This window comes from Mesorhizobium sp. WSM1343, assembly GCF_055901535.1.
In genome coordinates this window covers 1,939,225-1,953,237 of record NZ_CM148370.1, presented here as the reverse complement: position 1 = coordinate 1,953,237, position 14,013 = coordinate 1,939,225, and the positions used below count along the sequence as shown (strand labels likewise).

Here is a 14,013-nt window from a genome sequence, read left to right as displayed (position 1 = left end):
GTTCCTACAATTCGCCGTGGCCGACGCGGGCGCCCGCCGGTTGATCGCAAAGCTTCTGTCCCAGGGTCGCGAACGGCGCGACGAGCCGGATGCGTTCCTCCACGCTTGCAGCGGGACGAAACAGATCGCGCGACGCCATGTTGCCGAGAGTGAGTTGCATCGGATCGGTGGTGACGATGACTTGACGCGGCTGGAATGTCTCGTCTTCGTCAAGCCCTTCGGGACGTCTCTCGAAGAACATCACCACCCGCTGGCCGCCGCTCCAGACGCAGGCCAGCGTGCCGTCGTCGACCGAAAACGGCCAGACGGTCTCGTTGCCGGTGCGGCTGATCGGTTGCGTGCGCACTTCGTCAGCCGACGGAAAATGGAACATGCCCCGTTCCCCCGCCAGCACGTGTTCCCCCGCCAGAATCAGCGGCATCGCGACAGCCATCCCAGCCATCATCAGTGCGCCACCGCCGCCGCCGCCGCCTCGTCGATGAGCCGGCCGGTGCGGAAGCGCTCGATGGTGAAGGGCGCATTGATCGGATGCGGATCGTCTTTGGCGATGGTGTGGGCAAAGACATGGCCCGAGCCCGGCGTCGCCTTGAAGCCGCCCGTGCCCCAGCCGCAATTGACATAAAGGCCGGGCACCGGCGTCTTGGCCAGGATCGGCGAGCGGTCGGGCGTGACGTCGACGATGCCGCCCCACGAGCGCAGCATCTTCATGCGCGTGAAGATCGGGAACATCTCGCAGATGGCGTCCAGCGTGTGCTGCAATATGTGCAGGCCGCCGGTCTGCGAATAGGAGACATACTGGTCGGTGCCGGCGCCGATCACCAGTTCGCCCTTGTCGGACTGCGAGATATAGGCGTGCACCGTGTTCGACATCACCACGCAGGGAACCACCGGCTTGACCGGCTCCGACACCAGCGCCTGCAGCGGATAGCTTTCCAGCGGCATGCGCACGCCGGCCATGTTCATGATCACTGAGGAATGGCCGGCGGCAACGACGCCGACCTTCTTGGCACCGATGAAGCCGCGCGTCGTGTCGACGCCCAAAACCGCGCCATTGGCCGCCCGCTTGACCCCGGTGACCTCGCAATTCTGAATGATATGGACGCCGCGCGCCGAGGCGCCGCGCGCATAGCCCCAGGCAACCGCATCGTGGCGCGCCGTGCCGCCGCGCCGCTGCAGCGCCGCACCGACCACCGGATAGCGCGCATCCCTGGAGGTGTTGAGCGGCGGGCAGAATTCCTTCGCCTGCTCCGGCGTCAGCCACTCATTGTCGATACCGTTCAGCCGGTTGGCGTGCACGTGGCGCTTCAGCACCTGCACGTCGTGCACATTGTGCGCGAGCATCATGACGCCGCGCGCCGAATACATGACGTTGTAGTTGAGCTCCTGGCTCAGCCCATCCCACAGCTTCAGCGCATGATCGTAAATGCCGGCGCTCTCGTCATAGAGATAGTTGGAGCGGATGATGGTGGTGTTGCGGCCTGTGTTGCCGCCGCCGAGCCAGCCCTTTTCCAGCACCGCGACATTGGTGATGCCGTGAACCGTGGCGAGGTAATAGGCGGTGGCCAGGCCATGGCCGCCGGCGCCGACGATGATGACGTCGTATTCTTTCCTGGGCTCAGGCGAGGACCACTGTTCTTCCCAGCCCTTGTGGCCGCGCATGGCTTCACGGGCGATGGCGAATACCGAATATTTCTTCAACGTCCCAACCTCGCCCCAAAAAGGCTTCGCGAATGGCGGCCGGCGTTCATTCGGTCCCGGCGCGCGAGGTGTATCACTAGCGAAACAGCGCTTCCACCCTTGCGCTGTTTGCGACGGCGCTTGCCGTTTTGCGCCGTGGTGAAAAAGACGCATCCGGCGCGTCGGCGCTTTCCAGCATCTTGGCGGGTATCGGGTGGCTCGCTTTGCCTCGATCTGCGACCAAGCATCCCAACCGCCGGTCAAGCCGGCGCGAAGAAAAGGATGCAAAAATGTTCGCACTCGCCAACAAGATCGCCATCGTCACCGGCGCCAGTTCCGGCATCGGCCGCGCCACGGCAAAACTCTTCGCGGAGGAAGGCGCCAAGGTCATCGTCGCCGCCCGCCGCCAGGCCGAGCTCGACGCGATTGTCGCCGAAATCGCGGATGCCGATGGCATCGCCTTCGCGCTTGCCGGCGATGTCCGCGACGAAGCCTACGCAAAGGCCCTTGTCGATCTGGCGGTCGAAAAATTCGGCGGGCTCGACATCGCCTTCAACAATGCCGGCGCTGTCGGCCTGATGGGACCGATAGCCGAACTGCCGCTGGAAGGCTGGCGCGAGACGCTCGACACCAATCTCACCAGCGCGTTTCTCGGCGCCAAATACCAGGTGCCGGCAATGGTCGAGCGTGGCGGTGGTTCGCTGATCTTCACCTCCACCTTCGTCGGCCACACAGTCGGCATGCCAGGCATGACCAGTTATGCCGCAAGCAAGGCCGGCCTGATCGGACTGACACAGGTGCTTGCCGCCGAATACGGCCCGAAAGGCGTGCGGGTCAACGCGTTGCTGCCCGGCGGCACAGACACGCCGGCGGCAACCTTCAAGACCCCGGAATCACGGGCCTTCGTCGAAGGCCTGCATGCTTTGAAGCGTGTCGCTATGCCGGAGGAGATCGCCCGTTCGGCACTCTATCTCGCCTCCGATGCCTCGAGCTTTACCACCGGAGCCGCTCTGTTTGCCGATGGCGGCGTGTCGATCAATCGGACGTGAAGACTTTTCGCGTCCGGAATGCATGCTCATAGCCGCCAGGCAGACGGCCGGTCTTGATTTTTCGCCGCGATTTGGCGATGCCGTTTCTGTCCAAAAGCGGGGTCTGGAACCATGTTGCTGATCAGAACCTATGTGACTGCGAGTGCGATCGAAGGCGTCGGCGTGTTCGCTGCGGAGCCGATCAGGAAAGGCGCTTCGATCTGGCGGCTCGATCCGGATTTCGACCGCCTGGTCCCCATGGACAAATACGAAGCGGCACCCCCGCATCTCAGGGAACTGCTCGACCGCTATGCCTATCCCAGCCCCGACCGGCCAGGTTTCATGGTCTATGAAGTCGACAATGGCCGCTTCATGAACCATTCCAGCAATCCGAATACGGATTTTTCGCAATATGGCGGGGCCACCGCGACCCGCGACATCGCCGTGGGCGAGGAGATCACCTGCGACTACGGCGAGTTCTTCGAGGATTTCGAGCTGCTGCACCTCGCGACGGCCTAGTCGGCTCCTTATCTCAAGGCAAACAGACTGCGGCTGACACCGCAAATTCATTTCCGCTGTGGACAGCGCGGCATGATTCTGCTATCAGCCGCCACAATTCGTGGTGTAAACCGCCGCGGAGGCTAGCGGCTATGATCGCTTGCCTGTTGATATCAAACCCGAAAGACAGGATTGCCCGTGCAGGTACTCGTCCGCGACAATAACGTTGATCAGGCGCTTCGCGCTCTCAAGAAGAAGATGCAGCGCGAAGGCATTTTCCGCGAAATGAAGATGCGCGGTCACTACGAGAAGCCGTCCGAGAAGCGCGCCCGCGAAAAGGCTGAAGCCGTTCGCCGCGCCCGCAAGCTGGCCCGCAAGCGCGCCCAGCGCGAAGGCCTGCTGCCGATGACGCCGCGCCCTGTTGCAGCCGGCGCCGCTGGTGGTGCAGCTGGCGCTCCGCGTCCGCCGCGGTTCTAACGCCAATTTTTCGTCCTTTTCGAAGGATATCAGAGGTGGCGCGATGTGGAATCGCCGCCACCTTTTTGTTTTGATGTGACCGGTCCGGAGGGGGAGCCGGATCTGAACGACGCGGCTTGAAGTGAGGACAGGGCAGACATGAACGCAACGAGCGTGGAGCGCGGGACCGCATTGCGTGGTTTCGCCCTGACAGCGGCCCTGCTCTCCGGACTGGCGCTTGCCGGCTGCCAAACGGCGGGCCCGACCGGTGAATTCAACAACATCGACAAGGCGCAAGGCTCGAGCGAGAACATTTCCTCGCTGTCGGCGGTCATCCAGCGCAATCCCCAGGATCCCGAAGGCTACAATGTGCGCGGCTCGGCCTATGGCCGTGGCGGTCAGTACCAGGCGGCGCTCAAGGATTTCAATCAAGCCATCCAGCTCAATCCGAATTTCTTCCAGGCCTATTCGAATCGTGCGCTCATCCAGCGCTTCCTCGGCAACCAGGAAGCCGCACTCGCGGACTACAACCGTTCGATCCAGATCAACTCGAACTATGACGCCGCCTATATCGGCCGCGGCAATCTCTACCGCAAGGCGGGTCGCACCCAGGACGCCTTCAACGACTTTCAGAAGGCGATCCAACTCGATACGACCGACGCGCGCGCCTACCACAATCGAGGCCTGATCTATCAGAGCCAGGGCCAGCACAAATTCGCCATCGAGGATTTCTCGACCGCCATCTCGCTGGCGCCGGACGCCGCCGAGCCCTACAACGGCCGCGGCCTCTCCTATCTGGCAACCAATGACGAGGACAACGCCTTCTCCGATTTCAACATGGCGATCAAGCTCGACGGCAAGAACGCCGAGGCCTGGGCCAACCAGGCGCTGATCTACGAGCGGCGCGGTGACAAGGCCAAAGCCGCGAAATCCTATAAGGAAGCCGTTCGCCTCGACCCGACCTACCAGCCGGCCAAGGATGGCCTCGCCCGCGTCAGCTGATCTCGGTTCGGCAAACGCTTCCCATACAAATCCGCGTGACATCCAAATGCCGCGGGATCCTTGGCGTGTCCGAAAAGACGCACTTCGCAACCGCGCATTAACCCCGGCAGGAGGCTTTCGGCCCCTGCCTTGATCGCGCCAAGTTTTCAGCGGAACGGTCTGGCCTCCCAAGCCGTTATCGAAAAGCAATTTGCGAAAGGACCCTCCCATGATCAAGAAACTCGCCTGCGCCGCTGCCCTCGCCACGACGATGTTCGCGGTGGCTCCAGCCAGCGCCGGCAAGCTGCAACTCGGCACGCTCGATTGCACCATCGACGGCGGCACCGCTTATATCGTCGCTTCCAACAAGGGCGTGTCCTGTGTCTTCCGGCCTCATCATCACGGGCCGTCCGAGGTTTACACAGGCGTCATCTCCAAGATCGGCCTCGATGTCGGCCAGACACATCAGGGCCAGCTCGTCTGGGCCGTGCTGGCTGCGACCCGGGACCGTGACGGAGGCGATCTCGCCGGCAGCTATTACGGCGTCAACGCCGAGGCGAGCGTGGTGACCGGCGGCGGCGCCAATCTGCTGGTTGGCGGCCTGGACAGCGCCTTCATGCTGGAGCCGCTCAGCGTCCAGGCGCAGACCGGCGTCAACCTTGCCGTGGCCGTGACCTCGCTCCAGCTGATCCATTCATTCAAGTGATCGCATGGAGCCGTGCGCTCCATGACCCCTCACCCAACGGCGCGGAACCAGATAGGATGGTTCCGCGCCGTTGATTTTTGAGGGACCATCATGCTGAAGACAGCCATTGCTGCTGCCATATTCGCTACCGTGTTTGCCGGAGCAGCGCAGGCGCAGGACCGAGGCATAGAGCTCGGTACGCTTGACTGTGCCATTGGCGGCGGCACCGGCTTCATCTTCGGCTCGAGCAAGGATCTGAGCTGCACCTTCAACCCCGCCGACAAGAGCTTCGCGCCGGAAGCCTATTTCGGCGCCGTCAACAAATACGGCCTCGACATCGGCACGACGAAGCAGACGGTCATGCAGTGGATCGTGCTGACGCCGCTGAAGAACATCTACGCGCCGGGTGCGCTGGCCGGCGACTACATCGGCGCCAGCGCCGAGGTGACGGCCGCCGTCGGCGCCGGCGCCAATCTCCTGGTCGGCGGCTCCGCTCAGGCCTTCACCTTGCAGCCGCTCAGCTTGCAGACGCAGACCGGCATGAACCTCGCGATCGGCGTCAGCCAGTTCCAGCTGCGCAGCACCGAGAACTGATCGCGCAACGAACCCGCCAATCGGAAAGGCTGCCGCGCGAACGGTCTCCAAAAAACCGCTTGAGCTCAACCCCGGTTGAGGTTTTACAAGCCTGCCCCGAACGCAACAACGCCTCGATGCGGCGCCCGATCCGGCGCTGTCGAACCGCATGGTCCTGCCGGAAACCCGCACTGGCTTCTGGCGTCCTGCGCTGGCGTCGAGATATGCAAGACAGGGGTGAAAATGACCGGGATCAGCACAAACAAGGTCGACTGGCGCGGATTATGGGCAAGCGGCGACCTGGCGCGCTTCTGCTTCATCAGCCTCGGCATCCTGTTGCACGCCACCAACGAGACGATGGTGGCAACGGTGATGCCGGCCATGGTCGGCGAACTGGCGGGCGTGCAGCTCGTCGGCTGGTCGCTGGCGATCTACGAACTCGGTGCCATCGTTGCCGGCGCGGCCGCCGGACGGCTGGTGAGTTATGTCCCCTTGCGCACCAACATGGTGGTCGCAGCCCTGCTCTACGCAGCAGGCGCCCTGATCTGCGCCACCTCGCCTTCCATGCAACTGTTCCTCGCCGGCCGCCTGATCGAAGGACTTGGCGGCGGTGCGCTGGTGTCGCTGGCCTTCGTCTCGGTCGAACGACTGTTCTCGCGCGCCATCTGGCCGCAGCTTTTCGGCATCATGTCGGCGATCTGGGGCGTCGCCGCCTTCAGCGGACCATTGCTCGGCGCGATCATGACCGAGCTTTTGTCATGGCGCTGGGCCTTCGGCATCTTCACCCTCGGCGGCGCAGCCATGGCGCTGGCAAGTTTCATCGTGCTCGACACGCCGGAGGCGACGAGGCCGAAGGCGAGCGCAGGCGGGGCGCCGCCCTTCCCGTTCGCGGCCCTTGCCTGCCTTGCCGTTGCCGTGGTGCTGATCGCCTCGGCCGGCGTCGACATCGCCTTGCTGCGCTCTTCGCTGCTGATGGCCTTCGGCCTCATCGGCCTGCTGCTGTTCTTCACCATCGACGCGCTGAAGCCGCTTTCGCGGCTGTTCCCGGCGCGGCTGTTCTCATGGCGCACGCCGGTCGGCGCCGGCATGACCATGGTTGCCGCCTTTTCGGTGGCCACCTGTTCCTTCGGCGTCTACGGGCCGCTGCTGCTGACCAGCCTTCACGACATTCCGCTGCTGACCACCGGCTACATCATCGCCGCCGAATCGATCGCCTGGTCGATCCTGTCGATCCTGGTCGCCAACGCGCCGCCGCGGCGCGAGCGGCTGATTATCATCAGCGGCGCGGTGATGATCGCGGCCGGCATCGCCGGCTTTGCCTACACGATACCCCTGGGTTCCATCCCGCTCATCCTGATCTGCGCCCTGTTGCAAGGCGGCGGCTTCGGCATCGCCTGGCCGTTCCTGACACGCGTCATCGTCGCCTCCGCCCCGGAGAGCGAGCAGACCATCGCCTCGGCGGCGGTGCCGACCATGCAGCGCATCGGCTACGCCGTGGGTGCAGCCCTTGCCGGCATCGTCGCCAATGCCAGCGGCTTTTCGCAAGGTTTGAACCACGACGCGGCGGCGAATGTCGCGTCCTGGCTGTTTCTTGCCTTCGTCCCGCTCGGCATTGTCGGCTGCCTGGCGGCCTTGCGGGTTTCCAGGCCGCTTGGCCAGCAGCTGGAAGCTACTGGCTAGAAGCGCCCAACCCGCTCATTCGACCTCGCGCAGGCGGTAGCCGACGCCGGTCTCGGTGGTGATGTAGCGCGGCTGATCGGGGCTCTTCTCGATCTTCTGCCTGAGCTGCCGCACATAGACCCTGAGATACTGCACGTCGGTCGAGTCGCCCCAGACCTGCTTCAACAGGAAATGGTGGGTCAGCACCTTGCCGGCGTGCTGCACCAGCATGCGCAGGATGTCGTATTCCTTCGGCGACAGCTTTACCTCCTTGCCCTCGACCTTGACGATGCGCTTGACCAGATCGACGCTGAGATCGCCGGTCTGGAAAATCGGCTTCTCGCCCTGTTGCTGGAACTTGTGGCGGAGCGCCACGCGGATGCGTGCGACCAGTTCGTTCATGCCGAAGGGTTTGGTGACATAGTCGTCGGCGCCGAGCTCCAGGGCCTGGACGATACCGGCCTCGTCGGTCCGGCTGGACAGGATGACCACCGGAATGTCGAGGCCGTCGTCGCGCCATTTGCGCAGCAACTCATGGCCGCTCATGCCGGGCAGGCCAAGGTCGAGCAAGACGAGGTCCGGCTTCTCCGCCTCCATCAGCTCGATGGCCGCCCTGGCATTCGGCGCCTCGCTGATCGCGTAGCCCTGGCTGCCGAGGCCGACGCGCAGCAGCTTGCGGATCGGCGGCTCGTCATCGACGACCAGTATCCTGACGTTCGAGTTGGTCATGCCAGGTCACCCACATCGTCGGTATTCGAAGCGTCGAAGTTGGGCGGATTTGCCGGCTTGGGCATTTTGATGGTGAAGACCGCGCCCGAACCGTCGGTCCGGTTTGCCGCCGTGATCGTGCCACCCATCGCCTCGATGAAGCCGCGGCAGATCGACAGGCCGAGCCCGGTGCCGGCGCGGATCTGATCGCGCTTGCGCACCCGGTAGAAGGTGTCGAAAATCCGTTCCAGATCGCCGGGAGGAATGCCCGGCCCTTCATCCATGATCTGCAGCAGGACGGAGCCGTTGTCGGTCCAGCCCTGGACGCGGATCGTCGAGCCGGCCGGGGCATATTTCGCCGCATTGTCGAGAAGATTGAACAACGCTTGCTCGAACAGCACCGGGTCGACCTTCAACATCGGCAAATCCCTGGGAATGTCCGTCTCGATCTTGTGCTCGCCGGTGATTTTCCTGGCCCTTTGCAGGGCGGAGCCGACGATGTCGCCGACATAGTGAAAGGCGTAGTTCGGCTCCATCGCGCCGGACTCGATCTTGGTCATGTCGAGCAGATTGGCGATGAAGCGGTTCAACCGCTCGGATTCGTCGAGCACCGTCGACAGCAGTTCGGCCCGATCCGGTTCGGGAAGTGCTGCTGAAAAATCCCGCAGCGTGCCGGCGGCGCCCATGATGGCGGCGAGCGGCGTCTTCAGATCATGGGAAATGGAGGTGAGCAGCGCCGAGCGCAGCCTGTCCGCCTCGGCGGCGAGCTTGGCCCGGTCGACGTCGGCGACCAGTTGGATACGCTCGATGGCGACCGCCGCCTGGTCGGCCAGTGCGTCGAGAAGCCGCTGCTGCTCGGGCGTCAGCAGCGGCCCCTGCTTGTCGTTGTCGAGGCCGACGACCCCGATGGCCGTGCGCCCGGTGCGCAAGGGCAGATAGAGTCGCTTGGCGCCGGGAAGCGTGTCGGCGCCGCGACCTGCGGCACGATTGTGCTCCCAGGCCCAGCGGGCGGCGGCGATGTCGGCTTCGGCCAGCGTGTCATCAGGCGGATAGCCGGCCTTGACGGTGATCGTCCCGTCTTCCGGCAAAAGCAGCACCACGCGCAGCTTCAGCATCGAGGCGATCTGGAAGGCCGTGGCCCAGAGGACGTCGTCCAGCGTCCCGGCGCCGGCGAGCTTCTTCGAAAAGAGGTAGATATCCTCCGTCGCCCGCGCCCGCGAGCGGGCGGCGACCGCCTGGCGCTGCACGCGCGCCGTCAGATTGCTGGCAATGACCGCAACGACGAGAAAGACGCCAAGCGCGACGATGCTCTCCGGATCCCTGATCGTCAGCGTATAGCGCGGCTCCAGGAAGAAATAATTGAAAGCAAGGGCGCTGACGAAACAAGCATACAGAGCCGGCCACAGGCCGCCGGTCACCGCCGATGCCAGCACCCCGATGAGCAGAATGATCGCCAGATTGCGAACGTCGAGAAACTGATCGAGAAGGACGGCGAAGGCGAGCGAGCCGATGACAAAGGCCGTCGCCTTGAGATAGGGCCGGATTTCGAACTGCCACTGCTCGTCGGCCGCCTTGACGCTCCGCGACGCCGCCTCGGTGCCGCGTTCGCTTCCCGAAATGACATGGACGCTGATATCGCCGGCGTTGCGGATGAGATCATAGGTGAGCGAGCCTTCGATCAATTCGCGCCAGCGCGACCGGGTCGGCCTGCCGACGACGATATGGGTAAAATTGTTCGCCGTCGCATAACGCACGATGTCCTGCGCCACATTCTGACCCGGAATGGTCGTCACCTCGGCGCCAAGCTGCTGGGCAAGGCGCAGGTTCGTCGCCAGCCGGTCCTTGTCATCCTCGGGCATGCTGGCCGAGCGCGTGCTGTCGACGTGCAGCGCCGTCCACGGCGCACGCAGCCGGTCGGCCAGCCTGCGTGCATAGCGCACGCGGGCCGCTCCTCCAGGTTGCGCGTCGAGGCAGACGAGGACCCTTTCGCCTGCCGCCCATGGTCCGGGAATGGCGTGCGCCTGCATATGGATGAGCAACTGGTCGTCGACACGCTGCGCGGTGCGGCGCAGCGCCAGTTCCCTGAGCGCCGTCAGATTGCCCGGCGAGAAATAGTTCTCGATCGCGCGCTGCGCGGTGTTGGGGAAATAGACCTTGCCTTCCTCGAGCCGCTTGATCAGGTCGTCGGGGGTGAGATCGATGATCTCGACATCGTCGGCCTGGTCGATGATGGAATCGGGAACCGTCTCGCGGACCCTGACCTTGGTGATCTGGGCGACGACGTCGTTCAGGCTTTCGACATGCTGGATGTTGAGCGTCGTATAGACGTCGATGCGGTGCGTCAGGATCTCCTGGACGTCGAGGTAGCGCTTGGGATGGCGGCTGCCGGGCGCATTGGTGTGGGCGAGTTCGTCGACAAGAACCAGCGCCGGGCGCCGGGCGAGGATGGCGTCGATATCCATCTCGTCGAGGATGCGCCCTTTGTAGTCGACCTTGCGGCGGGGAATGACCTCATAGCCCTCGACCAGGGCCAGCGTCTCCTTGCGGCCATGCGTCTCGACGACGCCGATCACCACATCCACGCCGTCGGCCAGCCTGGCGCGGCCCGACATCAGCATCTCATAGGTTTTGCCGACGCCCGGTGCCGCGCCGAGGAAAATTCTTAGGCGGCCGCGACCCTCCCGCTCGGCATGGTCAAGCAGTGCGTCGGGCGAGGGTCTGGTGTCGCTGCTTCTGTCGTCAGGCATCGGGATCGATCATGGATGGCGCCGGGGGTACTGTCGATCCCCGGCCGCCGCCATTCACTCTTTCGCTACGTCCAGCGCAAGGTTGAGGCCAAGCACATTGACCACAGGCTCGCCCATGAAGCCGAGTTCCCTGCCCTCGACTTGGGCATCGACAAGCGCCTTGACCCTGGCTTCCTCGATGCCCCTGGCCTTGGCCACCCGAGCGACCTGGAAGTAGGCGGCTTCCGGGCTGATGTCGGGATCGAGGCCACTGCCGGACGTCGTCACCAGGTCCATCGGCACAGGCTGGTTCGGCTTTTCCGCTTTCAACTTCTCGGCCTCGCCCTTGATACGATCGATCAGCTTGGGATTGGTCGGACCGAGATTGCTGCCGCTCGAGGCGGCTGCATTGTAGCCGTCGCCGGCAGCCGAGGGGCGGCCGTGGAAATACTTGTCGCTGGCAAACCCCTGGCCGATCGATTCGGAGCCGATGATCTTGCCGTCCCTCTCGACCAGGCTGCCATTGGCCTGCCGCGGAAACAGCGCCTGGGCGATGCCGGTCATGCCCAGGGGATAGATCAGGCCGGTCAGGACCGTGAAGAAGACGATCATGATGATCGCGGGTCTTATCTGGGTGAGCATGGAGATGTTCCTCAAAGCAATTCCAGGAAAAGTGTGAAGCGGTTTTCCCTAGGGAATTGCGTTAAAACAAAGAGTTAAGCGAGGCCAAGCGCGGTGACGATCATGTCGATCGCCTTGATGCCGACGAAAGGCACGATGAGGCCGCCGAGGCCGTAGACGAGAAGATTGCGGCTGAGCAGCGCGCCGGCGCCGATGGCCCGATATTTGACGCCCTTCAGCGACAGCGGGATCAGCGCGATGATGATCAGCGCGTTGAAGATGATGGCCGACAGGATGGCACTCTGCGGCGTCGCCAGATGCATGACGTTGAGTGCCTGCAACGGGCCGGTCGTCTGTCCCGGTGCGACGTAGAAGACGGCGAACATCGCCGGGATGATGGCGAAATACTTGGCGACGTCGTTGGCGATCGAGAAGGTCGTCAGCGAGCCCCGCGTCATCAAGAGCGCCTTGCCGATCTCGACGATCTCGATGAGCTTGGTCGGATCGCTGTCGAGATCGATCATGTTGCCGGCCTCGCGGGCGGCGACCGTGCCGGTGTTCATGGCGACACCGACATCGGCTTGCGCGAGGGCCGGCGCATCGTTGGTGCCGTCGCCGCACATGGCAACCAGCTTGCCCTTGGCCTGTTCGTCGCGGATCAGCTTCAGCTTGTCCTCCGGTGTGGCCTGGGCGAGGAAGTCGTCGACGCCGGCTTCCGCAGCGATGGCCGCCGCCGTCATCGGGTTGTCGCCGGTGATCATCACCGTGCGGATGCCCATGCGGCGCAGTTCGGTGAAGCGCTCCCTGATACCGCCCTTGACGATGTCCTTGAGGTGGATGACGCCGAGCAGGCGGCCGTCGCGTTCGACCGCCAGCGGCGTGCCGCCGGACTTGGCGATCTCGTCGGCGATGGCCTGGAGATCCCTGACGGTATCGCTGCCGGGCCGCGTGGCATGGGCTGCGACCGTCGATTGGTTGACATGGGCAAGCACGGAATCCACGGCGCCCTTGCGCACCGACGAACCATCGATGTCGACGCCGCTCATACGGGTCTGTGCTGTGAAGGGCACGAAGGTGGCGTGCAGCGTTGCCATGTCGCGGGCGCGGATGGCGTATTTCTCCTTGGCCAGCACGACGATGGAACGGCCTTCCGGCGTTTCGTCGGCGAGCGAGGCAAGCTGGGCCGCGTCGGCCAGTTCCTGTTCGGTGACGCCCTTGACCGGGCGGAACTGCGTCGCCTGGCGGTTGCCGAGCGTGATCGTGCCGGTCTTGTCGAGCAGCAGCGTGTCGACGTCGCCTGCGGCTTCCACGGCGCGACCCGACATGGCCAGCACGTTGAATCGCACCAGGCGGTCCATGCCGGCGATGCCGATGGCCGAAAGCAGCGCCCCGATCGTGGTCGGGATCAAGGTGACGAACAGCGCCACCAGAACGGTCACCGAAATGTAGCCGCCCGAATAGGAAGCAAAACTCGGGATCGTCGCGGTGGCCAGCACGAAGATCAGCGTCATGCCGACGAGCAGGATGTTGAGCGCGATCTCGTTCGGCGTCTTCTGGCGCTCCGCACCTTCGACCAGCGAGATCATGCGGTCGAGGAAGGTGTGGCCGGAAGCCGCCGTGATGCGCACGCGAACCCAGTCGGACAGCACCTGCGTGCCGCCGGTGACCGCCGAACGATCGCCGCCGGATTCGCGGATCACCGGCGCGGATTCGCCCGTGATCGCGGCCTCGTTGACCGAAGCGACGCCTTCGATCACTTCGCCGTCGGACGGGATGATGTCGCCGGCCTCGACCAGCACGGCATCGCCGACCTTGAGGCTGGTGCCGGGCACAAGTTTGTATTTGGTGCGGTCTTCACCGGTCAAAAGCTTGGCCTTGGTCTCGGTGCGTGCCTTGCGCAGCGAATCCGCCTGCGCCTTGCCGCGGCCTTCTGCGACCGCTTCGGCGAAGTTGGCGAACAGCACGGTGAACCAAAGCCAGATGATGATCTGCAGCGTGAAGCCGAGATTGCCGCCGCCGGAGACCAGGTCCTTGACGAACAGCACCGTGGTGAGCGCCGAGACGACGGCAACGACGAACATCACCGGGTTCCTGGCCAGCGTGCGCGGGTCGAGCTTGCGGAAGGCGCCGCCGATGGCGGGAAGCAGGATGCTGGCATCCATGATGCTGGCTGATTTCGAGTTGCTCATTTTGAAGCTCCGGCTTCGGTGTTGTTGGACGGCACCGGATGATCGGATGCCGAAAAGAGATGGGGCGGCCCGTAGGCCAGCAGCCAGAGGACGAGCATGACTGCCGCAAGGCCGAGAAACGTCGACAGGGTCGGGAAAGGAGGAGGTCCCTCCTCCTTTCCGTGATCGTCCCTGTGGGCGACCTTGCGGCGCATGGCATTGAACCACGACAT

14 protein-coding genes are annotated in these 14,013 nt (G+C 64.0%); 7 read left to right on the top strand and 7 right to left on the bottom strand.

Translation table 11 applies throughout. The features are described from left to right. Positions 1-4 precede the first annotated feature (4 nt). Together AC0NIL_RS09470 and AC0NIL_RS09465 are read right to left on the bottom strand one after the other, a co-directional pair. Positions 5-445 carry a hypothetical protein gene (locus AC0NIL_RS09470; RefSeq protein ID WP_224675281.1) on the bottom strand — a complete coding sequence of 147 codons (441 nt, stop codon included), beginning with the start codon at positions 443-445 and terminating at the stop codon, positions 5-7. Next, positions 445-1,698 (bottom strand): sarcosine oxidase subunit beta, encoded by a 1,254-nt coding sequence (locus AC0NIL_RS09465; protein WP_013529656.1) that lies wholly within the window; start codon positions 1,696-1,698, stop codon positions 445-447. The genes AC0NIL_RS09470 and AC0NIL_RS09465 overlap by 1 nt, the downstream gene beginning before the upstream one ends. 269 nt (positions 1,699-1,967) lie before the next feature. Here AC0NIL_RS09465 and AC0NIL_RS09460 point away from each other — a divergent pair, with 269 nt between their 5' ends. From AC0NIL_RS09460 to AC0NIL_RS09430, 7 genes are all read left to right on the top strand, one after another. Continuing rightward, positions 1,968-2,726, top strand: a complete 759-nt coding sequence (locus AC0NIL_RS09460) for an SDR family oxidoreductase (protein ID WP_473572554.1) — start codon at positions 1,968-1,970, stop codon at positions 2,724-2,726. A gap of 111 nt (positions 2,727-2,837) precedes the next feature. Continuing rightward, positions 2,838-3,224: an SET domain-containing protein gene (locus AC0NIL_RS09455; RefSeq protein ID WP_013529654.1), complete on the top strand. Its 387-nt coding sequence runs from the start codon at positions 2,838-2,840 to the stop codon at positions 3,222-3,224. A 177-nt stretch (positions 3,225-3,401) separates the two neighbouring features. After that, a complete protein-coding gene (rpsU, locus tag AC0NIL_RS09450) occupies positions 3,402-3,680 on the top strand; it encodes a 30S ribosomal protein S21 (protein ID WP_013529653.1) in 279 nt (92 codons plus the stop codon). Positions 3,681-3,818: 138 nt separating this feature from the next. Then, positions 3,819-4,661, top strand: a complete 843-nt coding sequence (locus AC0NIL_RS09445; RefSeq protein WP_013529652.1) for a tetratricopeptide repeat protein — start codon at positions 3,819-3,821, stop codon at positions 4,659-4,661. A 208-nt stretch (positions 4,662-4,869) separates the two neighbouring features. Beyond that, positions 4,870-5,346, top strand: coding sequence for a DUF992 domain-containing protein (locus AC0NIL_RS09440; RefSeq protein ID WP_024502781.1), 477 nt, complete (start codon positions 4,870-4,872; stop codon positions 5,344-5,346). A gap of 90 nt (positions 5,347-5,436) precedes the next feature. Then, positions 5,437-5,919: a DUF992 domain-containing protein gene (locus AC0NIL_RS09435; protein WP_127384935.1), complete on the top strand. Its 483-nt coding sequence runs from the start codon at positions 5,437-5,439 to the stop codon at positions 5,917-5,919. 222 nt (positions 5,920-6,141) lie between these two features. Next, complete coding sequence (locus AC0NIL_RS09430; RefSeq protein ID WP_473572555.1) at positions 6,142-7,578, top strand: MFS transporter; 1,437 nt, start codon at positions 6,142-6,144, stop codon at positions 7,576-7,578. 15 nt (positions 7,579-7,593) lie between these two features. Here AC0NIL_RS09430 and AC0NIL_RS09425 read toward each other — a convergent pair whose 3' ends face one another. The 5 genes from AC0NIL_RS09425 to AC0NIL_RS09405 all read right to left on the bottom strand — a co-directional run bounded on the left by AC0NIL_RS09425 (position 7,594) and on the right by AC0NIL_RS09405 (position 13,995). Then, positions 7,594-8,286, bottom strand: a complete 693-nt coding sequence (locus AC0NIL_RS09425) for a response regulator transcription factor (protein ID WP_013529648.1) — start codon at positions 8,284-8,286, stop codon at positions 7,594-7,596. After that, complete coding sequence (locus AC0NIL_RS09420; RefSeq protein WP_473572556.1) at positions 8,283-11,012, bottom strand: DUF4118 domain-containing protein; 2,730 nt, start codon at positions 11,010-11,012, stop codon at positions 8,283-8,285. The genes AC0NIL_RS09425 and AC0NIL_RS09420 overlap by 4 nt, the downstream gene beginning before the upstream one ends. 54 nt (positions 11,013-11,066) lie before the next feature. Then, positions 11,067-11,633: a potassium-transporting ATPase subunit KdpC gene (gene kdpC, locus AC0NIL_RS09415; RefSeq protein WP_473572557.1), complete on the bottom strand. Its 567-nt coding sequence runs from the start codon at positions 11,631-11,633 to the stop codon at positions 11,067-11,069. 74 nt (positions 11,634-11,707) lie between these two features. After that, positions 11,708-13,801, bottom strand: a complete 2,094-nt coding sequence (kdpB, locus tag AC0NIL_RS09410; protein ID WP_027161361.1) for a potassium-transporting ATPase subunit KdpB — start codon at positions 13,799-13,801, stop codon at positions 11,708-11,710. Beyond that, on the bottom strand, positions 13,798-13,995 hold the full coding sequence (locus AC0NIL_RS09405; RefSeq protein ID WP_224621338.1) for a hypothetical protein: 198 nt from the start codon (positions 13,993-13,995) through the stop codon (positions 13,798-13,800). The genes kdpB and AC0NIL_RS09405 overlap by 4 nt, the downstream gene beginning before the upstream one ends. Between the last annotated feature and the right edge of the window lie 18 nt (positions 13,996-14,013).